The sequence below is a fragment of the Mesorhizobium sp. M0051 genome, from assembly GCF_040323235.1.
Lineage (GTDB): Bacteria > Pseudomonadota > Alphaproteobacteria > Rhizobiales > Rhizobiaceae > Mesorhizobium.
This window is the reverse complement of sequence record NZ_JAMYUT010000021.1, coordinates 1-22,230: the sequence shown is the minus strand read 5'-3', so window position 1 is coordinate 22,230 and position 22,230 is coordinate 1. Positions and strand designations below refer to the sequence as shown.

Here is a 22,230-nt window from a genome sequence, read left to right as displayed (position 1 = left end):
CCGTGACGGCATGGAATCGAGCTTCGAACAGCAGTGGTCAGAGCAGGATGCGGTATTTCGCGAAGCCTGCCTCGCCCTCGCCCGCCGCTTCGATCTTCAGCGATTTCACCTGCGCAATGAAATCCTTCGCCTTGGCGCCGGTTTCGAACACCACGCTGGTTCCAGGCATCGGCACGAACGACCAGTTATCGTCCGCAGACGGGTTGATCGTGCCCTCGCTGACGATGTAACGAACGATGACGTCGCGATTGGTGTCCGGCGCTTCGTAGATGATCTTCGAAGCATCGATGTCAGGGAAATTGCCACCGCCGCCGGCACGATAATTGTTGGTCGCGACGACGAATTTCTGTTTGGGATCAATTGGTTTTCTGTCGAACATCAAGTCGACGATACGATTGGCGCCAGCATTCGCCAGCCCGCCCTTGGCATCATATTTCGGCGGCTGCGACAGGTCTATCCTGTAGGTGACGCCATCGATGACGTCGAAGTTGTAGGACGGGAAGTCGGTGTTGATGAGGGCCTGGTCGGCTCTCCCTGGCTCGATCCGGTTGAAGATGCCGGCCGACATTTCCAGCCATTCCTTGACCTCAGCCCCGGTGATTTCGACCGCGCGCACGGTGTTGGGATAGAGATAGAGGTCGGCAACGTTCTTGATGGCGATGTCGCCTGCAGGCACGTCGGTATAGTAGTCGGCGCCGTTGCGTCCGCCGGCCTTGAAGGGAGCTGCGGCCGACAGCAGCGGCAGGTCCTTCCATTGCGTGTTCTTGAGAATATCCCTGAGATACCAGGTCTGCGCCTGGCTGACGACCTGCACCGACGGATCGTCGGCGACCAGCGCGAAATAGGAATAGAGCGGCGCGGAGGTCTTGCCGACCGGCCGACGCACATAGGCCAGCGTCGCCTGGTGGTCCTGTTCGAGTGCCGCGATGATGCGGTTGTCGTCCGGGACAGTCGGCTTGTTCTTGTTGTCGACGCGTTCGAAGATCGGCCGCGCCTCCGAGGTGGCTGAAACGACCTTCCATTTCGACCCGTCGCGCTCCAGCATCAGGTCGATCAGTCCCATATGCGAACCCCAGAAGCCACCCATGACGGCGGGCTTGCCCTGCAGCGTGCCTTTCTGCGTGTCGACGCCCTCAAGCGACTGGAAGTCCTTCTTGCCGGGGAACACCAGATGCTGGTGACCGGTGAACACCGCATCGATGCGGTCGACACCGGCGACGAAGAACGAGGCGTTCTCCATCATGTCGCCGTGCTTAACGTCGATGCCGGAATGCGAGAGCGCAATGACGATGTCGGCGCCCTCTTCCTTCATCTGCGGCACCCAGGCCTTGGCCGCCTCGACGATGTCGCGCGTCTTGACGCTGCCCTCCAGGTTCTTGAGATCCCAGACCATGATCTGCGGCGGCACGAAGCCGATGATGCCGATCCTGATCGGCTGTTCGGCACCTGAGCCGTCCTTGATCTTCTTGTCGAGGATGACATAGGGCTTCAGATAGAGCTTGTCGTCGCGCGGGTTCGCGGCAAGCTCGGTGCCGCGGATCAAATTGGCGCAGACGAATGGGAAGTTGGCACCGGCCAGAACCTTGTCCAGGAACGACAAGCCATAGTTGAACTCGTGATTGCCCAGCGTCGAGCACTCGTAGCCGAGCAGGTTCATGCCTTTCATGATCGGGTGCAGGTCGCCGTCCTTCAGCCCCTTCTCATAGGCGATGTAGTCGCCCATCGGATTGCCCTGCAGCAGGTCGCCATTGTCGATCAGCATCGAATTGCTGGCTTGCTTGCGCACCGCATCGATCAGGGAAGCCGTACGCGACAGGCCCAGCGTATCGTTCGCCTTGTCGGCGTAGTAGTCGTAAGGCAGCACGTTCACATGGATATCGGTGGTCTCCATGATCCGCAGATGCGCCTGATTGCCTTGAGCGCGAGCCGAGAACGGATGCAGCACGATCAACGCGCCTGTGGCGGCGGCACCCACAAGCAGATCACGGCGGGAGACGGGATGGAGCAGTTGCGACATGTTTTTTCCTTCGACGACGGGACGAGAGTCCGTTTGTTGCAGCATGATCTTTTCTCCGAAACCGGTCCCCTCTTTTCGGGATCATGCCTGCCTTGCCCCGAAGCGAACTTCGCCCTGAAACTCATGCGAGTCCATTCAAGAAGTCGCGCGGATCGAACATCAGTCGATCAGCAACAGATGACGAGCGGATGAATGGTCCGGGTGAAGAAATCAGCTCTTGTCGTCGTCGCCTTGCGTGATCAGTCGCGCGCTGCGCTGGCCCGTCGCGTAGATCCATAGCCAGCTCAACGAAACCGCAAGCCGGTTGCGAAAGCCGATCAGGAAATAGATGTGCGCGATCCCCCACAGCCACCAAGCCGCCCAGCCGGTCAGCTTGATCCAGCCGAAGTCGATCACGGCGGCACGCTTGCCGATCGTGGCGAGATCGCCGTCATGCCGGTAGCGGAACGGCCGCGGGCTGATGTCGCCGGCAAGCCGTGCCTTCAGCGTGGCGGCAACATGCCGACCCTGCTGTTTGGCGGCGGGCGCCACGCCGGGAACGGGCCGCCCGTCCGACCGCAGGACATGCGCGGCATCGCCGATGACGAAAATCTCCGGACTGCCAGGCACGCTCAAGTCAGGCTCGACCAGCACCCTGCCCGCCCGGTCCGCCGCCGCGCCGAGCCATTCGGCGGCCGGTGAAGCGGCAACACCTGCAGCCCACAGGATTGTCTTCGCAGCCAGACGTTTGTCGCCGAAAACGACGCCCTCGGCGTCGCAACGCGTAACAGCCCGACCGAGTTCGACCGTCACGCCGAGCCGCTCGAGCGCCTTCGATGCATAGTCGGAAAGCTTTGGTGCGAAATTGGCCAGAATCCGGTCGCCGGCCTCGATCAGCACCACGCGCGTCTGCCGTGTGTCGATGTTGCGGAACTCGCCGTGCAGCGTGTCATGCGCCAGTTCGACGATGGTGCCGGCAAGCTCAACGCCGGTCGGCCCGCCGCCGACGATCGCAATGGTCAGCAGAGCCTGGCGTTGGGCGGGATCGGCCTCCCGCTCGGCCTGCTCGAAAGCCAGAAGAATGCGCCGTCGAACAGTGGTGGCGTCCTCCAGTGTCTTCAGGCCAGGCGCGAAAGGCTCCCATTCGTCATGGCCGAAATAGGCATGGCGGGCACCGGTGGCGAGCAGCAGCGTGTCGTAGGCGACCGCGCTGCCATCTTCGAGCAGCACGCGTTTGCCGGCGCGATCGACGCCGACGACATTGGCTAACAACGTCGTCACGTTCTTGCGCTTGTGCAGCAGGTGGCGGACCGGCCAGGCAATCTCGGACGTCGCCAGCGCCGTGGTCGCCACTTGGTACAGCAGCGGCTGGAAGAGGTGATGGTTGCGTTTGTCGATCATGGTGATGCGCACCGGTGCACCGCCAAGCGCACGTGTGAATTCGAGACCGCCGAAACCCGCGCCAACGACGACGACATGATGGCTGGCTTGATTCATCTCAATTCACCCCAATGCATCCAACCCGATGTAGGTATTTTTGTGCACCGCAACAACGCTCCGTCCTTTGATGATTGCCTGGGAGTCGCCTTCGAATGTCGTGAATGCACATGTCGACGATCGTGGCCCGGTATAGCGTTCTTCAAAAAGCACCACGAGCTGAGGCATGGCCAATGATCAAGACGACGACGCTCCGACGCTGTATTCTTCGTCGCCCTGCTTCATGCATGAACTCGATCCGGAATTCCGTGTGCCTCTGAACGACTGGACTGATGTGAGACGCTGGCGCAAGACCGAGCGCGAACGCCTGATCGCGGCCCGCCTTGCCGTTTCGGCCGACGCGCGAACGGCAATGTCGCAGCGCATCGCCGAAGGTCTTGACGCGATCATCGGCGAGATCGCCGGCCGCATGGTCAGTCTCTACTGGCCGTTTCGCGGCGAGCCGGATTTACGGCCATGGATGGCGTCCATCAATGCGCGCGGCGGCCGCACCGCCCTGCCCATCGTTGTCGAGAAAGCGCATCCCCTGATCTTTCGCGCCTACAAGCCGGGCGACCGGCTGGAGAAAGGCGTCTGGAACATCCCGATCCCAGCCGAGGGCAATCCGGTGCTGCCGGACATCGTCATCTCGCCGATCGTCGGCATCGATCCCCAAAACTACCGCCTGGGCTATGGCGGCGGCTTCTTCGACCGCACGCTGGCCGCGATGCCGTTCAAGCCGCTGGTCATCGGCGTCGGCTACGAGTTGCAGCGCATCGCCACCATCTACCCGCAGCCGCACGATATCCCGATGGATCGGATCGTGATCGAGGCATTCAAGATCGGTTAGCTGCGTTGAGATTCAGGTCAGGCCGAGTCGAGAATGGCGGGTTCCGAGAACCGGAACGGAGCGGGCGTTTGAGTCCGTGAGTACCGGAAGCACAGGAAACTGCCGTTCGCAGGCCGGCATCACCTGAATATCGACACAGCTCAGGCCATTTCCGGCTTCATGCCCATCGCCGTCCGGTCAACGATTTCGCGTAGCGCAAATGACGAGTTGATCTTGGTCACATGCGGCATCGCCGACAGCCATTCCTTGTGGATGCGCTCATAGTCGACGAGATCCTTTGCCGCGATCCTGAGAATATAATCGTATTCGCCAGACATCAGATGGCAGGACAGCACGTTCGGGCAGCGCTTGATCGCCGCCTCGAAATCCGACAGCGTCTTCTCGAATTGTCCCGACAAGGATATGTGCACGATCGCCGTCATCTGGTGGCCAAGCGCCGCATTGGAAAGCCGGGCATGGTAGCCGCGGATGGTTCCGGATTTCTCCAGGTTGTCGAGCCGGCGCGAACAAGCCGACTGCGACAGGCCAACCTTCTCGGCGAGCGCAGCATTGGGTATCCGGCCATCCTTCTGCAAAGCCTCGAGAATGGCGATATCAATCCTGTCGAGCGGCATTTTTTCGTGAATCCTGCGAAAATATGGCTGTTTGGCGCAACAATTATCGAAACGCGCCCGCTGACGCAAGCGCATTCGCAAACACCTGCGCACCGATTCGTGGTTCACTCCACCAACACAGGGAAGGAGCCCAATAGGGCCGGATCAGGGAGAAGAAAAATGCGCGTCGGCTGCCCCAAGGAAATCAAGAACCACGAATATCGCGTCGGCCTCACACCCGGCTCGGTCCGCGAGTATGTCGCCCATGGCCACGAAGTGCTGGTCGAGACCGGCGCCGGAGCCGGCATCGGGGCCGATGACAACGCCTATCGCGCCGCCGGTGCCACGATTGCCAAGACGGCTGCCGACGTGTTTGCCAAGTCGGACATGATCGTCAAGGTCAAGGAGCCGCAGCCCACCGAATGGGCGCAGCTTCGCGAAGGCCAGATCCTGTACACCTATCTTCATCTTGCTCCGGATCCGGAGCAGACCAAGGGCCTGCTCGCCTCCGGCGTGACCGCAATCGCCTACGAAACCGTGACCGACGATCGCGGCGGCCTGCCGCTGCTGGCGCCGATGTCTGAAGTCGCCGGACGCCTGTCGATCCAGGCCGGCGCCACGGCGCTGCAGAAGGCCAATGGCGGCCGCGGCGTGCTGCTCGGCGGCGTGCCCGGCGTGCTGCCCGGCAAGGTTGCCGTGCTCGGCGGCGGCGTCGTCGGCCTGCACGCTGCCAGGATGGCGGCGGGGCTTGGCGCCGATGTCACCATCATCGACCGCTCGATCCCGCGCCTGCGCCAGCTTGACGACCTCTTCGCCGGCCGCGTCCACACCCGTTACTCGACCGTCGAAGCGCTCGAAGAAGAATGCTTTTCAGCCGATATCGTCGTCGGCGCCGTGCTGATCCCCGGTGCCGCGGCGCCGAAGCTGGTTTCGCGCGAAATGCTGTCAGGCATGAAGAAGGGCTCGGTGCTGGTCGACGTCGCCATCGATCAGGGCGGCTGCTTCGAGACCTCGCACGCCACCACCCATGCCGAGCCGACCTATGAGGTTGACGGCGTCATCCACTATTGCGTCGCCAACATGCCCGGCGCGGTGCCGGTCACCTCGGCCCATGCGCTCAACAACGCGACGCTGCACTATGGCCTGCAGCTTGCCGACAAGGGCCTGAAGGCGCTGGTCGACGATCACCATTTGCGCAACGGGCTCAATGTCCACAAGGGCAAGATCACAAACCGCGCTGTCGCCGAGGCTCTCGGCTACGAACTGGTCGAGCCGAAAGCCGTTCTGGCCGCCTGATTTCACAAAAAGACTGCTTCCTCCAGTCTCGCCCGCCGGTTCATACCGGCGGGTTTTTCTTTGGAGATACACGCAGGCAACAAAAAAGCGGAGCCAAAGCCCCGCTTCCTCGATATCGAGATTTGCCGCCGGTTCATCCGCGGTCGGCAAATCGATCGACAATCGCTTTTTATCGCGACTTTGCGACGGGAGTACGACGGTGTCTCCTGTCTGCAATCTCAGCGCCTCATGCGCGCTCGATGCGTCGGGGCTCTCGAGAACCTCGGGCAGCGCTTCGGTCTCGGTGGCGCGGTCGCATTCTTCGGCATGCAGGAAGATCGGCCCGGTTTCGGCATAGGGCTGAAGCTCCGCGAATGGCCGGTACGCCAGGACGAGGTAAGCGTCTCCAGCAGCGATGTTCTTCAGACAGTGCCGGCAAGGCACGCCGTCGCCGTCGGAGATCTTTCGCTCGGGCGTGTTGCCGTAAGCATCGGGACCGCCGCGCTGCAGGCCCCTGACATCGTCGGTCGGCAAGGCTTTGAACTGGATGGTCATGGTGAAACTCTCCGGTGTCGTTGACCGGAAATTATGCCGCCAACTCCGCGCTTCCCACCCGATTCCTGACAAGGTGCGGGACCGATCGATTCTCAGCAATCAGTCCTGCGACCAGTTCTGTTCGGATCCGGGTTTCGTCCATCCGGCATATTGCGCCGGCTAAATAAAATCGCCGGGTCAGCATATCTTCGTCTCTTCGGCCTCGGCCGCATTGATGGTGCGGACAACATGCTAAAACCGGCCCGAAGCGCCGACGAACGACGGGTCAGATTGCGGCTGGCGTCACGGCCGCATGACGCTGGCCGAACGCTCGGCGAAAGGCATCGGATGCACCGTCTCCTTCTTCTGCGCCACAGGTGCAAAGCCGAGCTTCTGATAAAGTGGCAGCGCCGCCGGATGATCGAGCGTGCAGGTCTGCACCGTCACTCGCTTCGGCCCATACGACCATGCGGCTGCGATCGCGGAGCCCAGGAACCAGCGACCGATGCCTTGCCCGGTTGCGTGTTCCATCATGCCGAAATAAGCGAGCTCGACTTCTTCCGGCAGATGCGGCTTGAGATCGAAGAAGCCGGCTGGTGCGCCGTCGAGGTAGAGCACTCTGATGTCGCGATCCTCGCGGTGGATGCCGGCGGAAAGCTCGTCATCATCGAGCCTGAGAACATTGACCCAGTGCCATTTGCGCCCGACCCGGTCCATCAAATAGCGGTAGAAATGCAGCGGGATGTCTTTGGTCTTCAGCAGCGCAACCTGACGATTATAGGGCACAGGCGGCGTATAGGCCGGAGGCACATGCATTTCGAGGAACGTCACTGTGACCTCGATGTCTTCCAGCACGCCGTTTTCCATCGTCGTCATTCCTTGCCGGTCACGACGGGCGTGTCGGAAAGCCCACCCCACTCCGTCCATGAGCCGTCGTAAAGCCTGTTGTCGGTATGGCCAAGTGTTTCCAGCGCCAGCGTCACCACCGCTGCTGTAATACCGGAGCCGCATGAGGTGACGACAGGTTTCGACAGATCGATGCCGGCCTGCTCTATCACCTTGCGCAGCCGGTCCTTCGACAACAGCTCGCCATTTTCCGACAGCGCCGAATAGGGCAAATTTCGCGCGCCAGGCATATGACCGGAGCGGATGCCAGCGCGCGGTTCAGGCTCCGCACCAGTGAAGCGGCCCGCCCCACGGGCGTCGGCGATTTGGCTTTCTCCAGTGTCGACGATCCGGCGCATGTCGGCGAGGCTGGCGACGCGACCGGCGTCGAAATCGGCATGGAACACGCATGGCGCGATCTTCGTCGGTTCGGCCGTCACCGGTCGGCCGGCCGCCTTCCACCCATCGAAGCCGCCGTCCAGAATATAGGTCTGGAAGACGCCCATTACCCGGAACATCCACCATGCCCGAGGCGCGGAGAAGAAACCCGGGCCGTCATAGACGACGATGGTGTCGTCCGCCGAAACGCCCATGGCGCCGACATACTGGGCGAAGTCCTGCGGCGACGGCAACATGTGCGGCAGTGGCGAGTCCGGGTCGGAAACCGCGTCCTGATCCAGGAACCGCGCGCCCGGAATGTGCGCCGCATCGTATTCGCGGCGCGCATCGCGCTTTTGCGCTGGTAGATACCAGGACGCATCGACAATCGTCAGGCCCGGCTCGCCGAGACGTTGTTGCAGCCAGTCCGCATCGACGGTGAAAGGGCTGTCCTCGGCCATCTTTATCCTCCTTGTTTCGCCTCGCGAACGGCTAGCATATCAGTTCGCCGGCATCGGACCGAAGCGGATGCGGAAACGCCTGTTTTCGCGGCCTTTCTTCTCGATCTTGCCGATGTGGATTTCACCGACTTCGCCCGTGCTCTTCACATGGGTGCCGCCGCAGGGTTGGCTGTCCACCGAAGCGTTATCGCCGATGCACACGAGACGGATATTGCCGGTGCCGACCGGGGGCCGGACGTTCTTGGATTTGACCAGGCCAGGATTTGCGGCCAAGTCCTCGTCGCTGATCAACCTGGTGAAGATCGGGTGGTCGGCCCGCACCAGGTCCATCAGGCTCGCTGTCACCTCCTCCTTGGAGAAGCTGGCATCCGGCATGTCGAAGTCGACACGGCTGTCATCCTCGGAAACCGCGGCACCCGTAATCGGAAACGGACAGACGACCGAGAGCAGATGGCAGGCCGAATGCATACGCATCAAAAGATGCCGCCGGTCCCAGTCGATCGCCAGCCTCACCTTCTCGCCGATCCGTGGCGCCACTTGCTCCGGCGCCGGCACATGGATGATCTCGTCCTTGGTCTCGCCGGTAATTGCGGCGGCGATGGCGATGCGGCTGCCGTCGCCGCGCTCGATATGACCGGTATCGCCCGGTTGGCCGCCCGATGTGGCGTAGAAGATCGAGCGATCGAGAATGATCGCGCCGCGATCGTTGACGGCAACGACCGTTGCATCCGCCCTGCGCAGATAGGCGTCGTCGCGAAACAGCGCGTCCGTCTTGTGCGCCATCACGCGACCTTTTCGAACGGCACCGAAATCTTGCTCTTCAGCTCCATCCAGCCCGGCACCGGCAGCTGCTTCTCGCGCAGGAATTCCGGGTTGAACAGCTTCGACTGGTAGCGTGAGCCGTAGTCGCAAAGAATGGTCACGATCGTGTGGCCGGGGCCAAGTTCGCGCGCCAGACGGATCGCGCCGGCAATGTTGATGCCGGTCGAGCCGCCGACGCAGAGACCTTCTTCCTGGATCAGGTCGAAGACGATCGGCAGCGCATCCTCGTCAGGGATCTGGAAGGAAAAATCCGGCGTGAACCCTTCGAGATTGGCGGTGATGCGCCCCTGCCCGATGCCTTCGGTGATCGAGCTGCCTTCGGCCTTCAGCTCGCCGCTGGTATAAAAGGAGTAGAGCGCGGCGCCCAGCGGATCGGCGAGCGCGATCTTCACGTCCTTGCTTTTCGCCCTTAGCCCGAAGGCGACGCCGGCCAGCGTTCCGCCCGAGCCGACCGCCGAGACAAAGCCGTCGACCTTGCCGCCGGTCTGGTTCCAGATTTCCTCGGCCGTGGTGCGGATATGGCCGTCGCGATTCGCCACATTGTCGAACTGGTTTGCCCAGATGGCGCCATTCGGTTCCGTCCGCGCCATCTGCTCTGCCAAGCGGCCGGACAGCTTCACATAGTTGTTGGGGTTCTTGTACGGCACCGCGGGCACTTCGATCAGCTCGGCGCCGAGCAGTTTGATCGTGTCTTTCTTTTCCTGGCTCTGCGTGTCGGGAATGACGATGACGGTGCGGTAGCCGAGCGCCTTGGCAACCAGCGTCAGTCCGATGCCGGTGTTGCCGGCCGTTCCCTCGACGATGACGCCGCCGGGCTTCAGCAGCCCGCGCTGCTCGGCGTCGCGGATGATGAACAGGCCCGCGCGATCCTTGACCGACTGGCCCGGATTCATGAATTCGGCCTTGCCCAGGATCTCGCAGCCTGTTTGTTCAGAAGCCTTGTTGAGGCGGATCAGAGGCGTGTTGCCGATCGCGTCGATCACAGAACGGAGCATTCAGGATTCCTTGTGTAGGTGCGCCGAAACCCTAGAAACCCGAGGCCTCGGTTTCAAGGCAAGAATGTGTCTGGTCCAGTCGCAATTGCGGTACTGTTGTTGCGTCGACGCTTTCCAAGACCAGCCTCTATCGCCACTGTTCATTTTCCGGTTGACGTTGAAAAGCAGCTTTTCATTCGATTTCTTCATCGCTAGAGCAAAGCACCAACAAGTCGACAGGGCGCAGCATGACACTTTACCGGGCCAACCCGAAGCACGGCGTCGCCTGGATCACGGGCGGCAGCAGCGGTATCGGCCGTTCGCTGGCCAGGGATCTTGCTTCCCAGGGTTATGCCGTGGCGGTGACGGCGCTCGACGACGATCCGATCGACACGCTTGTCGTCGAGACGGCGCAGATGCCGGGCAGTGTGACCGCCTTTCCCTGCGACGTCACCGACGAACCGCGCATGGCAAGAACCGTCGCCGCGATCGAGAAGGAGCTCGGTCCCATCGTGCTCGCCATCTTCAATGCCGGAAACTACATTTCGACGCCGGGTGAAAATCTTGTCGTCAACGACTTTCGCCGGTCCTTTGAGGTCAACTATTTCGGCATCATCAATGGCCTGGTGCCTGTCATCGAACGCATGCGCGTGCGGGCGCGCGGCCATGTCGTACTGGTCGGCTCCGTCACGTCCTATTTCGGTTGGCCGACAACGGCCGCCTATGGCGGCACCAAGGCGGCAATCAACATCCTGGCCGAATCGCTGAAGTATGATTTCGACAAGATGAACGTGCGCATCCAGGTGTTCAATCCTGGCTTCATCGATACCCCGCTGACCGAGAAGAACATGCTGCCGATGCCGGGACTGATGCCGGTCAGCCGCGCGTCGCGCCGCATGGCGCGGGGCATCAAGTCCGGCGGTTTCGAAGTCACCTTCCCGCGCCGGACAAGCTGGCCCCTGAAACTGCTTAGCGTGTTGCCGAGGCCGCTTTGCAGAGGGTTTATCAGCCTGATGACCAGTTGGAAGGCGCGGCCGCTGCATTACGACCGCAAGCCGCCAATCGAATAGGTAAGCCGTTCGAAGTTGGCAAGCACCCGCTTCGGGCGGGTGACAGCCATGGGTTGAGAGATTGTTGCGTGGAGCCAGAGATGGGGCGACGGATCGTGCTTGCTGTGCTGGGCCTTGTCGCCATTCTCGCACTGGCCTTCGTGCTCGGTCCGCGCGTTCCCGTCGACACCACGATTCGTTTCGATCCCTTGGTCATCGGCGACGATCCGCAGGCCTATGTGGCAAAGGTGGAAGCCGCCACACCGGGAATCCGCGACGGGCTGGAGAAAGAGATCGTCTGGGCCAATCCGATGGTGCATGCCAGGACGCCGCTGTCGATCGTCTATATCCACGGCTTTTCCGCATCGAAGGGCGAGGTCCGCCCGCTGCCCGATGAAGTGGCCGACCAGCTCGACGCCAACCTGTTCTACACCCGCCTTACCGGACACGGGCAGGATGGCGCGGCGATGACGCAAGGCAGCATCAATGCCTGGGTCAACGATTATGAGGAGGCGCTCGCCATCGGCCGGGCGATCGGCGACAAGGTGATCGTCATCTCGACCTCGACCGGCGGCTCGCTGGCGACATGGGCGGCAACGCAGCCGGGCGCATCGGACGGGGTTGCCGCGATCGCGTTCATCTCGCCAAACTTCGGCGTGAAGGCGTCCGGCGCCGAGATACTGACCATGCCATGGGGAAAACAGATCGCCAGGCTGGTCGCCGGCAAGGAACACAGCTTTTTGCCGCGCAACGCGCTGCATGAAAAATTCTGGACCACCCGCTACCCGATCGAAGCGACCTTGCCGATGCAGGCGCTGACCGAGCTTGCCTATGGCGCCCCGGTGGAAAAGGCGACCATCCCCGCTTTGTTCATCTTTTCGGATTCGGACAAAGTGGTGCGGCCCGACCGCACCCGCGAGATCGCCGGGCGCTGGGGCGCTCCGTGTGAACTGGTCCCGGTCGATGATACGGGCGACATAAACAATCACGTTATCGCCGGCGACGCGCTTTCGCCATCGACCACGACCTTTCTGGCGCAAAGGATCGCCGTCTGGATCGAGGCGGTGGTGAAGTAAGCTTACGAAAAAGGGCGACCGAAGCATCGCTTCAGCCGCCCTTTCCCGGTCGGTCTCGGCAATCAGCCAGGCTACGCTTGACTGATTAAAACGCGGCCTGGCTTACGCAGCCCGCGCCGCCGGACGCTTGCCGCCGAAGCGGCGCTTGTTGTTGCCTTTAAAGGCCGGCTTGGCGCCTTCCGGCTTGCGCTCGCCGGCGAAGGCCGGCTTGTCGCCGAAGCGCTTTTTGCCAAAACCGTTGCCTTTGTTCTCGCCACCGGGCCGCCTGCCGTCGCGACGACCATTGCGGTCGTTGGCCGGCTCGAATCGTTCGTTCTTTTCAGCCGGATTGCGCAGCGGATCGGGGCTGCCGAGATGGTCGGCAACGATCGGCAGTTTGGTGCGGATGATGCGCTCGACCTGGCGCAGCTTGCTGTTCTCGGAAGGATCGCAAAGCGTAATCGCAATGCCGTCCATGCCGTTGCGGCCGGTACGGCCGATGCGGTGGACATAGCTTTCCGCTTCGTCCGGCAGGTCGAAATTCACGACATGGCTGATGCCGGGCACGTCGATGCCGCGCGCAGCGATGTCGGTCGCCACCAGAATGCGCACCGAACCCTCGCGGAAATCGTTGAGCGCCTTCTGGCGGGCATTCTGCGACTTGTTGCCGTGGATGACGGCGGCCTTGAAGCCGTCGCGCTCGAGGTCCTTCGTCACCCTGTCGGCACCATGCTTGGTGCGCGAAAAGATAATGACGGACTTCATCGCCTCGTCGGCGAGCATCGTCGACAGCACCTGGCGCTTCTGCTTGGTACGGGCAAAGACGACGCCTTGCACGATTTCGGCCGCTGCCGTGCTTTGCGGCGCGACTTCGACACGGATCGGGTTTTTCAGCAGGCCCTTCGCCAGTTCGGCGATCTCATTGGGCATGGTCGCCGAGAACAGCACCGTCTGACGGTCGGGCGCGGTCGCCTTGGCGATGCGCTTGACGTCATTGATGAAGCCCATGTCGAGCATGCGGTCGCCTTCGTCGAGCACCAGCCATTTGGTGTCGGCAAGCATGAGGTCGCCTTCACGCACCAGATCGGTCAACCGGCCGGGCGTTGCGATCAGGATGTCGACGCCGGGCGCAACCTTCTTCACCTGGCTGAAGCGGGAGACGCCGCCCAGCACGAGCGCGGTCGAGACATGCGCGCCCTTGGCGAGGATCTTGATCGTATCCTCGATCTGCACGGCGAGTTCGCGCGTTGGTGCCAGAATCAGCGCACGCGCCGTCTTAGGCCGGCGCTTGGTGCCAAGTGCAATGATCTTCGACAGGATCGGCAGCGCGAAGGCTGCGGTCTTGCCGGAGCCGGTCTGGGCGATGCCGAAAATGTCGCGGCCTTCCATCTGCGGCGGGATCGCCTGCGCCTGGATCGGCTTCGGTTCGGTGAAACCGGCGTTATGGGTGGCCTTGAGCAGCGCACCCGAAATACCCAGTGCGGCGAAACCGGTAAGTTCCGCAGTGTTGCTACCGGGCAAAGTGTTTTCGTTGGTCAAAATAATCTTCTTTCACGCGGCTCTGGCCGCAAACATCGATGGCGGCAGGGCGCAACCTGCCGTCGAACAAATTGTCATGGAACGACAAGGCGGCGGACGTTTCCGTCCGCGCGGCTGCGCTGTCGTGCCCGCAGGCATCATGCCACGGGGCTTTTTCGCCACTTTGTGATGTACCGGAAAGAGGGGCCGATATACCGGAAAGAGGGAAAACAGACGCAACCAGTCTCATTCGTCGAGAAGGCCGGATTGTCCCGGCCCAAGCGCCTATGTCGGCGCATATGGCCCAGTTCGCTGTCAAATGCAAGGGGCGTCATGCTGCAGTGCAACAAAACCCACGGCGCAAGCGGCGCTTGCGCTCGCCTGCAGGCACGATTACCACGAAATGCCGCTGGCCTGGGAGGTGATCGATGAAGGACGTGCTGAAGGAACTCGAGCGCCGGCGCGAGATCGCTCGCATGGGTGGCGGCCAGGCGCGCATCGATGCCCAGCACAAGAAGGGCAAGCTCACCGCGCGCGAACGCATCGAGGTTTTTCTCGACGAGGGCTCGTTCGAGGAATTCGACATGTATGTCGAGCATCGTTCGACCGATTTCGGCATGGAAAAGACCAAGATCGCCGGCGACGGCGTGGTCACCGGCTGGGGCACCGTCAACGGCCGCCCGGTTTACCTCTTCGCCAAGGATTTTACCGTGTTCGGCGGCTCGCTGTCGGAAGCCCATGCCGAGAAAGTCATCAAGGTGCAGGAGATGGCGCTGCGCAACCGCGCGCCGATCATCGGGCTATACGATGCCGGCGGCGCGCGCATCCAGGAAGGCGTGGCGGCACTCGGCGGCTATGCCGAGATCTTTCAACGCAATGTGCTCGCTTCCGGCGTCATTCCGCAGATCTCCGTCATCATGGGCCCATGCGCCGGTGGCGACGTCTATTCGCCTGCCATGACCGACTTCATCTTCATGGTGCGCGACACCTCCTACATGTTCGTCACCGGGCCGGATGTGGTGAAGACCGTCACCAACGAGACGGTGACGGCCGAGAGTCTCGGCGGCGCCTCTGTCCACACGACGAAATCCTCGATCGCCGACGGCGCCTACGACAATGACGTCGAGGCGCTGCTGCAGATGCGCCGGCTGATCGACCTGCTGCCGGCCTCCAACACATCGGAGCTTCCCGAAATCGAATGCTATCAGTCGGTGACCGACCATGATTTGTCGCTCGACCGGCTGATCCCCGACAACACCAACAAGCCCTACGACATCAAGGAACTGATCCTGAAAGTCGCCGATGAAGGCGACTTCTTCGAGATCCAGCAGAATTTCGCGAAAAACATCGTCACCGGTCTCGGCCGTATCGAGGGCCGCACGGTCGGCTTCGTCGCCAACCAGCCGATGGTGCTGGCCGGCGTGCTCGATTCCGATGCCAGCCGCAAGGCCGCGCGCTTCGTGCGCTTCTGCGATTGTTTTTCGATCCCGATCGTCACCTTCGTCGACGTGCCCGGCTTCCTGCCCGGCACGGCGCAGGAGTATGGCGGGCTAATCAAGCATGGCGCCAAGCTTCTCTTCGCCTATGCCGAGGCCACCGTGCCGAAGATCACCGTCATCACCAGAAAAGCCTATGGTGGCGCCTATGACGTGATGGCGTCAAAGCATCTGCGCGGCGACATGAACTATGCCTGGCCGACGGCGCAGATCGCGGTGATGGGTGCACGGGGCGCGGTCGAGATCATCTATCGCAAGGACATCGGCGATGCCGAAAAGATCGCAGCGCATACAAAGACTTACGAGGATCGCTTCCTGTCGCCTTTCGTCGCCGCCGAGCGCGGCTATGTCGACGAGGTGATCATGCCGCACTCGACCCGCCGCCGCATCGCACGGGCGCTGCGCATGCTGCGCAACAAGGACATGCAGAACCCCTGGAAGAAGCACGACAACATTCCGCTGTGAGTAACTACCGCGCTTCGAAGAGTTCGCGCAGCACCGGCACCAGCGCTAGCGGCAGATCCTCGGCGATCAGACCGGGTCCGAAACGGCTGCCGGCTTCGGCATGCAGCCACACCGCAGCGCAAGTCCCCTCGAAGGGCGGCATGGCTTGCGCCAGGAGACCGGCAATGATGCCGGACAACACGTCGCCTGACCCGGCAGTGGCCAGCCATGGAGCGCCGTTGGAATTGATCGCTGCCCTGCCATCGGGAGCAGCAATCACCGTGTCAGCGCCCTTGTAGACGATGACGGCATTGGCCCGTGCTGCGGCCGCTCGCGCCTTGGCCAGTTTCGACAGGGTCATGACGCCGGCGATGTCAGGAAACAATCGGCCGAATTCACCCTCATGCGGCGTTATCACCAATGCCGGCGCGTTCGGCTGACGGGCGACTTCGAACAGTGCCTGGGGCTGGTGAGCCAGCGACGTGATGGCGTCGGCATCCAGGACGATCGCATCTGCGTGGCTTGCGGTCGCCGATGCGCGCGCACCATCCGCCAAAGCCTTGATCAGTTGCAGGGCAAAATCGCCGACCTTGGGTTTTGGGCCGAGCCCCGGTCCGAACACCAGTGCTTCGGGATGGCGCGCCATCAGGAATTCCTGCACCTCTCCGAGCGAGCCCGCTTGCCGCAGCATGATGGAGGTCAGGTGTGTCGCATTGACCTGCATGGCATTGGCTGGCGACAGCACGGTGACCGCCCCTGCTCCGCTTCTCGCCGCGGCGAGCGCCGACAGCCGCGCGGCGCCCGTGGCGCTGGGGCCACCGGAAAAGACGCCGACATGGCCGCGCTTGTATTTGTGGGCGTCGACCGCCGGCACGGGAAATTCCTGCAACCACAGGTTTGGCACATTCTCGAAAGTCGAGACAGCGAGTTGGGCGATGATGTCGTCGCCGATGCCGATATCGGCAAGCACGATTTCACCGCATTGTCCGCGTCCCGGGAGCAGCAGGTGGCCAGGCTTTTTCCGCGCGAAGGTGACTGTGATCTCGGCGCGAAACGCCGTGCCCAATATTTCGCCGCTGGCTCCCGAGACGCCAGACGGCAGATCGACTGCGATCACAGGCAAGCCCAGGGCGGTAGCGGTGTCGATGGCCTTCGCTGCGTCGCCGGACGGCGGCTTGGACAGCCCTGCCCCAAAGAGCGCGTCGACCACGATCGAGCCGGTCTCGGCATCAAATCCAGAGAGCGGCCGCGGCTTGATCGGGCATTGCGCGGCGGCTTGCGCCGCATCGCTTTCCGGCCTCGGCGCTCCGGATGCCCAGATTGTGGTGCGCACACCGCTGCCGGCCAGGATACGCGCGACGACGTAGCCATCACCGCCATTGTTGCCTGGGCCGCACAGCACATGGACATGCGTCGCCGAGGGATAGCGCTTGAGAACCTCGGCCGCGACCGCCTGGCCGGCTCTGCGCATCAGGCCGATACCGTCGGCGGGACCAGCGGCAACCGTCAGCCGATCTGCCTCGTTCATTTCTGAAGGAACAAGAAGTTCGTTGCTCATGGATTGCCGATCCGCATTCGATCAAGCATTGTCCAATTTTCGATCCGAAGCAAACAAGGGGGAGTTGCCGAGATCTGCGGCCACATTGTTGGCACGAAGGCACAGGATTGCCTGAAGGATAGGCGATATGCCTAGTTTTTGGGCAGATGCAGTTGGCGTTGCCGTGTAGTCTCCGGCAGCCCGTGCCGCTTCCGGTACAGGGAATGACGTGAATTTGTATCCAGGTGCGGTGCGACTTTGAAATCGTGTGATACTGCTTCGAATCCGTCCAATTGGCACAGTTCGTGCTAGATCGAAGCGCAAGCGGGGGGTTCACAACCCGTTTTTTTTGGCAGTGGAGGCCACTTTTTACATGAAAAAGATCGAAGCGATCATCAAGCCATTCAAGCTGGACGAAGTGAAGGAAGCGCTTCAGGAGGCCGGACTGCAGGGCATTACTGTTACCGAGGCAAAGGGCTTCGGTCGTCAGAAGGGTCATACCGAGCTCTACCGCGGCGCCGAATATGTCGTCGATTTCCTGCCCAAGGTGAAAATCGAGGTGGTGCTTGGCGACGATGCGGTCGAAGGCGCGATCGAGGCCATCCGCAAGGCCGCCCAGACCGGCCGTATTGGCGACGGCAAAATCTTCGTTTCCAATATCGAGGAAGTCGTGCGAATCCGTACCGGCGAAACAGGCATGGACGCGGTCTGACCCGACCCGGCATTCTCCTAACGTCATCATAAAAAAACGTCATCACACAGGGATACATGACATGACGACAGCCAAAGACATCATGAAGCAGATCAAGGACAACGACGTAAAATTCGTCGACCTGCGCTTCACAGACCCGAAGGGCAAGCTGCAACACGTGACGATGGATGTCATCGAGGTCGAGGAAGACATGTTCGCCGATGGCGTCATGTTCGACGGATCGTCGATTGCCGGCTGGAAGGCCATCAACGAGTCCGACATGGTGCTGATGCCTGATCCGGACACCGTCCACATGGACCCGTTCTTCGCCCAGTCGACCATGGTCATCCTGTGTGACATCCTCGATCCGGTTTCGGGTGAATCCTACAACCGCGATCCGCGCGGTACGGCCAAGAAGGCCGAGGCCTACATGAAATCGGAAGGCATCGGCGACACCATTTATGTCGGCCCGGAAGCCGAGTTCTTCGTGTTCGACGACGTGAAGTACAAGGCCGACCCGTACAACACCGGTTTCAAGCTCGACTCGACCGAACTGCCGTCGAATGACGACACCGACTACGAGACCGGCAATCTCGGCCACCGTCCGCGCATCAAGGGCGGTTATTTCCCGGTGCCGCCGATCGACAGCGCGCAGGACATGCGTTCCGAGATGCTGACCGTGCTGGCCGAGATGGGCGTTCGCGTCGAAAAGCACCACCATGAGGTGGCGGCTGCGCAACACGAACTCGGCATCAAGTTCGACACGCTGGTCCGCAACGCCGACAAGATGCTGATCTACAAATATGTCGTGCACCAGGTCGCCAACGCCTATGGCAAGACGGCCACCTTCATGCCGAAGCCGATCTTCGGCGACAACGGCTCGGGCATGCACGTCCACCAGTCGATCTGGAAGGGCGGCAAGCCGACCTTCGCCGGCAACGAATATGCCGGCCTTTCGGAGAGCTGCCTGTTCTACATCGGCGGCATCATCAAGCACGCCAAGGCGATCAACGCCTTCACCAATCCGCTGACCAACTCCTACAAGCGCCTGGTTCCGGGTTATGAAGCGCCGGTGCTGCTCGCCTATTCGGCGCGCAATCGCTCGGCCTCCTGCCGCATCCCGTTCGGCTCGTCGCCCAAGTCCAAGCGCGTCGAGGTCCGTTTCCCCGATCCAGGCGCGAACCCCTACCTCGCTTTCGCCGCCATGCTGATGGCCGGGCTCGATGGCATCAAGAACAAGATCCATCCCGGCCAACCGATGGACAAGGACCTTTACGACCTGCCGCCGAAGGAGTTGAAGAAGATCCCGACCGTCTGCGGTTCGCTGCGTGAAGCGCTGCAGAGCCTCGACAAGGACCGCGGCTTCCTGAAGGCCGGCGGCGTCTTCGACGACGACCAGATCGACAGCTACATCGAGCTGAAGATGGCCGAGGTGATGCGCTTCGAAATGACCCCGCATCCGGTCGAATACGACATGTACTACTCCGTCTGAGATTGACTCTCAGACTAAAGGTTCAGCGTAATGTTCAAGCCCTTGAAAGATTTTCTCTTTCAAGGGCTCTTTGCTGCACTCCGATAGTCGTGCCTGCCGTCGGCCCGCTCTCGCTGTCGCCCGCTGCAGATGGGCAACGCTTTTTGCGTTTTGTTTTTTGACGATCGTGTGTGTGCCGTGGTCCACGGGCGCTGGATCCATCGGCAAGCACGGCACGTCAATCCGGTGACGCCGTCTCAGGTCAGCAAGATCTGGTGAGTGACAAGCGGATCACTGTTCGAGCCCGAACATGGAGCCAGGAGCGAGCGGCGCACTGTCTCAGGCTACAGTGACCGCTCGTCCGGCGCCCCCCGCCAATGCCGCCGTTCAAGAAAACCCCGCCCGTCCGAACAGCATTGCGTGACGTAACCCCAAGAACTGCGAATTCGCATGCTGCGCTGCAACCTGTCAACGCCGCCATGAGGGCTGCGGATAGCCGATTTCGCAACGTGAACAGGTGCTTATGGGAGGGTCTTTGCCACAAATAAGTGCTGGAAAGCGCTGTTTTCCGGGCTTTTTTGACAGGTAATCGCCGGAACTGCCAAGTCGGCGACCGGAACGTCGCAGGGATTGCGATCGCCCGAATTGCCTGACTTTTTCTGGGTATGTTCCGGCCGGGATGCGATCTGCCGGTTAATGGGAAAAGAACCCGGGTCCTTGGCTGGGGTTCTTGCGTGCGGGCCGGACGCACGCTGCATTCTGGATCGCAGCGGCAAGCCGCCGCCCGGACAGCAAACCTCATGGCAAGCAATACTGCGCGGCTCAGCCGGCGGGCACAACGATCCGCCCCAGAGGAATGCATTCGAGCAGGCCAGCCTGGTGGGAATAGATCCGGACTACGCCAGAAAATGGTGCTTCGATTTCTGTGACAATGTGAAGGCCGCGCTTCAGGCCTTTCGGTAGAGCGAGCGGCGCGCCAAAGTTCCATTACAAAAAGAACCCCAGCTTTCGCCGGGGTTCTTGCTTGGGAAGACCGTAGGATGGGCCTGAGACGGTCACGGCAGGTTTCCGCCGTGACGAAGGCTCAAGCCGCGGCCGAGACCTGGGCGCTTGCCGGCACCGAGGCGATCGTCTTCAGGATCTGCGAGGCGATCTGGTAGGGGTCGCCCTGGGAGTTCGGGCGGCGGTCTTCCAGATAGCCCTTGTAGTCGTTGTTGATGAAGGAATGCGGCACGCGGATCGAGGCGCCGCGATCGGCTATGCCATAGCTGAATCTGTTCCACGGCGCGGTCTCATGCTTGCCGGTCAAGCGCTTGTCGTTGTCCGGTCCGTAAACGGCGATGTGGTCCATCAGGTTCTTGTCGAAAGCCGCCATCAGCGCTTCGAAATAGGCCTTGCCGCCGACTTCGCGCATATAGGCCGTCGAGAAGTTGGCGTGCATGCCCGAGCCGTTCCAGTCGGTGTCGCCGAGCGGCTTGCAATGGTATTCGATGTCGATGCCGTATTTCTCGGTCAGGCGCTGCATCAAATAGCGAGCCATCCACATCTGATCGGCGGCTTTCTTGGAGCCCTTGCCGAAAATCTGGAATTCCCACTGGCCCTTGGCCACTTCGGCGTTGATGCCTTCATGGTTGATGCCGGCGGCGAGGCAGAGGTCGAGATGTTCCTCGACGATCTGGCGCGCGACGGAGCCGACATTGGAATAACCGACGCCGGTGTAGTACGGGCCCTGCGGTGCGGGATAGCCGCTCTCGGGGAAGCCGAGCGGGCGGCCATCCTTGTAGAAGAAATACTCCTGCTCGAAGCCGAACCAGGCGCCCTCGTCGTCGAGGATGGTGGCGCGCTTGTTGGAAGCGTGCGGCGTGACGCCATCGGGCATCATGACTTCGCACATAACCAGCACGCCGTTGGTGCGGGCGGGGTCCGGATAGACGGCGACGGGCTTCAGCACACAGTCGGAGCTGTGCCCCTCGGCCTGCTGGGTCGAGGAACCATCAAAGCCCCATAGCGGCAGCTGCTCAAGCGTCGGGAATTCGGCAAATTCCTTGATCTGCGTTTTGCCGCGAAGGTTGGGAACCGGCGTGTATCCATCGAGCCAAATGTACTCGAGCTTGTATTTCGTCATTCTAGCCTCTCGTTGCTTAATCACCGAACCTGGATGACGCAGGCGCGCCGAGCCATCCAGCAGCCCAGCTGCCAAGTCGATAAAATGCAATTCGTGTGCCATTTCCGCTGCGCTGGGTGCGTCAAAAATGCCAGTTCACATCTGAGATGCAACCAAGCCGCCTAAGCAATGCGCCAAGATCGACCAAAGACAAAATCTGCATCAATAACAGGCAACTATTGATCTTTCCTTAGGCATCTTGCCTAAATGGTTCGCAGGACTTACCTTCATGCAAAGATGAATCGACAAGGGTCCGCAGAAGGAAGGAGACAGCCAATGGAGATCACGTCAGCCCGTCCGTCGGCAAAAATCCTGATGTTCCCGGTGGCATCGCGCATGACTGCCTCAAATTTAGGCGTAAAGGCTAAGTTCGCGGCAGAGCTTGCCTCTTTGCGCGATCACCCGCTCGATCATGGCGAGGCCTGGTACCATGAGGCTGCCATCGCGGAAGCCGAACTACCTCGCAAGAGCTAGCTAGTTTCCGTCCATAAACGCGCCTATTTTGCAGCTTTTGCAAGCACTTAACCTCGTCCAGTGAAGCCGTTGAACGGCATGGACAGG

At 61.4% G+C, this 22,230-nt stretch carries 18 protein-coding genes and 1 pseudogene; 8 read left to right on the top strand and 11 right to left on the bottom strand.

Annotated elements, in window-relative coordinates; genetic code table 11:
* Positions 1–37: 37 nt before the first annotated feature.
* Complete coding sequence (locus NKJ90_RS21045; RefSeq protein WP_352486697.1) at positions 38–2,017, bottom strand: bifunctional 2',3'-cyclic-nucleotide 2'-phosphodiesterase/3'-nucleotidase; 1,980 nt, start codon at positions 2,015–2,017, stop codon at positions 38–40.
* Between the two features lie 210 nt (positions 2,018–2,227).
* On the bottom strand, positions 2,228–3,493 hold the full coding sequence (locus NKJ90_RS21040) for an NAD(P)/FAD-dependent oxidoreductase (protein WP_023757940.1): 1,266 nt from the start codon (positions 3,491–3,493) through the stop codon (positions 2,228–2,230).
* 166 nt (positions 3,494–3,659) lie between these two features.
* On the opposite strand from NKJ90_RS21040, the gene NKJ90_RS21035 reads away from it, so the two are divergent.
* A complete protein-coding gene (locus tag NKJ90_RS21035) occupies positions 3,660–4,322 on the top strand; it encodes a 5-formyltetrahydrofolate cyclo-ligase (protein WP_023757941.1) in 663 nt (220 codons plus the stop codon).
* A gap of 140 nt (positions 4,323–4,462) precedes the next feature.
* Here the strand turns inward: NKJ90_RS21035 and NKJ90_RS21030 are convergent, their stop codons facing one another.
* Complete coding sequence (locus NKJ90_RS21030) at positions 4,463–4,936, bottom strand: Lrp/AsnC family transcriptional regulator (protein WP_013531467.1); 474 nt, start codon at positions 4,934–4,936, stop codon at positions 4,463–4,465.
* Positions 4,937–5,095: 159 nt separating this feature from the next.
* Between NKJ90_RS21030 and ald the strand changes: the two genes are divergently transcribed.
* Positions 5,096–6,211 (top strand): alanine dehydrogenase, encoded by a 1,116-nt coding sequence (gene ald / locus NKJ90_RS21025; RefSeq protein WP_023757942.1) that lies wholly within the window; start codon positions 5,096–5,098, stop codon positions 6,209–6,211.
* A 243-nt stretch (positions 6,212–6,454) separates the two neighbouring features.
* On the opposite strand, the pseudogene NKJ90_RS21020 reads toward ald, so the two are convergent.
* The 5 genes and pseudogenes from NKJ90_RS21020 to NKJ90_RS21000 all read right to left on the bottom strand — a co-directional run.
* Positions 6,455–6,745: pseudogene (locus tag NKJ90_RS21020) on the bottom strand (DUF1203 domain-containing protein); the annotation flags it as partial.
* Positions 6,746–7,027: 282 nt separating this feature from the next.
* Complete coding sequence (locus NKJ90_RS21015; protein ID WP_352486694.1) at positions 7,028–7,591, bottom strand: GNAT family N-acetyltransferase; 564 nt, start codon at positions 7,589–7,591, stop codon at positions 7,028–7,030.
* Between the two features lie 5 nt (positions 7,592–7,596).
* On the bottom strand, positions 7,597–8,448 hold the full coding sequence (sseA, locus tag NKJ90_RS21010) for a 3-mercaptopyruvate sulfurtransferase (RefSeq protein ID WP_023757946.1): 852 nt from the start codon (positions 8,446–8,448) through the stop codon (positions 7,597–7,599).
* Between the two features lie 39 nt (positions 8,449–8,487).
* Positions 8,488–9,231, bottom strand: a complete 744-nt coding sequence (locus NKJ90_RS21005; RefSeq protein WP_023757947.1) for an alanyl-tRNA editing protein — start codon at positions 9,229–9,231, stop codon at positions 8,488–8,490.
* Positions 9,231–10,265, bottom strand: a complete 1,035-nt coding sequence (locus tag NKJ90_RS21000; protein WP_023757948.1) for a cysteine synthase A — start codon at positions 10,263–10,265, stop codon at positions 9,231–9,233. The genes NKJ90_RS21005 and NKJ90_RS21000 overlap by 1 nt, the downstream gene beginning before the upstream one ends.
* A gap of 227 nt (positions 10,266–10,492) precedes the next feature.
* Between NKJ90_RS21000 and NKJ90_RS20995 the strand changes: the two genes are divergently transcribed.
* Positions 10,493–11,314 (top strand): SDR family oxidoreductase, encoded by an 822-nt coding sequence (locus NKJ90_RS20995; RefSeq protein ID WP_023757949.1) that lies wholly within the window; start codon positions 10,493–10,495, stop codon positions 11,312–11,314.
* Positions 11,315–11,394: 80 nt separating this feature from the next.
* Complete coding sequence (locus NKJ90_RS20990) at positions 11,395–12,369, top strand: alpha/beta hydrolase (RefSeq protein ID WP_023757950.1); 975 nt, start codon at positions 11,395–11,397, stop codon at positions 12,367–12,369.
* Positions 12,370–12,471: 102 nt separating this feature from the next.
* On the opposite strand, the gene NKJ90_RS20985 is transcribed toward NKJ90_RS20990, so the two are convergent.
* Positions 12,472–13,887: a DEAD/DEAH box helicase gene (locus NKJ90_RS20985; protein WP_023757951.1), complete on the bottom strand. Its 1,416-nt coding sequence runs from the start codon at positions 13,885–13,887 to the stop codon at positions 12,472–12,474.
* A 407-nt stretch (positions 13,888–14,294) separates the two neighbouring features.
* Here NKJ90_RS20985 and NKJ90_RS20980 point away from each other — a divergent pair, with 407 nt between their 5' ends.
* Positions 14,295–15,827: an acyl-CoA carboxylase subunit beta gene (locus NKJ90_RS20980; RefSeq protein ID WP_023757953.1), complete on the top strand. Its 1,533-nt coding sequence runs from the start codon at positions 14,295–14,297 to the stop codon at positions 15,825–15,827.
* Between the two features lie 4 nt (positions 15,828–15,831).
* Here NKJ90_RS20980 and NKJ90_RS20975 read toward each other — a convergent pair whose 3' ends face one another.
* A complete protein-coding gene (locus NKJ90_RS20975; protein ID WP_023757954.1) occupies positions 15,832–17,364 on the bottom strand; it encodes a bifunctional ADP-dependent NAD(P)H-hydrate dehydratase/NAD(P)H-hydrate epimerase in 1,533 nt (510 codons plus the stop codon).
* Between the two features lie 352 nt (positions 17,365–17,716).
* Here NKJ90_RS20975 and NKJ90_RS20970 point away from each other — a divergent pair, with 352 nt between their 5' ends.
* A complete protein-coding gene (locus NKJ90_RS20970; protein WP_006205430.1) occupies positions 17,717–18,055 on the top strand; it encodes a P-II family nitrogen regulator in 339 nt (112 codons plus the stop codon).
* A 61-nt stretch (positions 18,056–18,116) separates the two neighbouring features.
* Entirely contained in the window at positions 18,117–19,526 is a 1,410-nt protein-coding gene (gene glnA / locus NKJ90_RS20965) for a type I glutamate--ammonia ligase (RefSeq protein WP_023757955.1), read from the top strand.
* A gap of 1,063 nt (positions 19,527–20,589) precedes the next feature.
* Here glnA and NKJ90_RS20960 read toward each other — a convergent pair.
* Positions 20,590–21,630: a glutamine synthetase beta-grasp domain-containing protein gene (locus NKJ90_RS20960; RefSeq protein ID WP_023757956.1), complete on the bottom strand. Its 1,041-nt coding sequence runs from the start codon at positions 21,628–21,630 to the stop codon at positions 20,590–20,592.
* 315 nt (positions 21,631–21,945) lie between these two features.
* On the opposite strand from NKJ90_RS20960, the gene NKJ90_RS20955 reads away from it, so the two are divergent.
* Positions 21,946–22,143 carry a DUF2735 domain-containing protein gene (locus NKJ90_RS20955; RefSeq protein ID WP_023757957.1) on the top strand — a complete coding sequence of 66 codons (198 nt, stop codon included), beginning with the start codon at positions 21,946–21,948 and terminating at the stop codon, positions 22,141–22,143.
* The last annotated feature ends 87 nt before the right edge of the window (positions 22,144–22,230 follow it).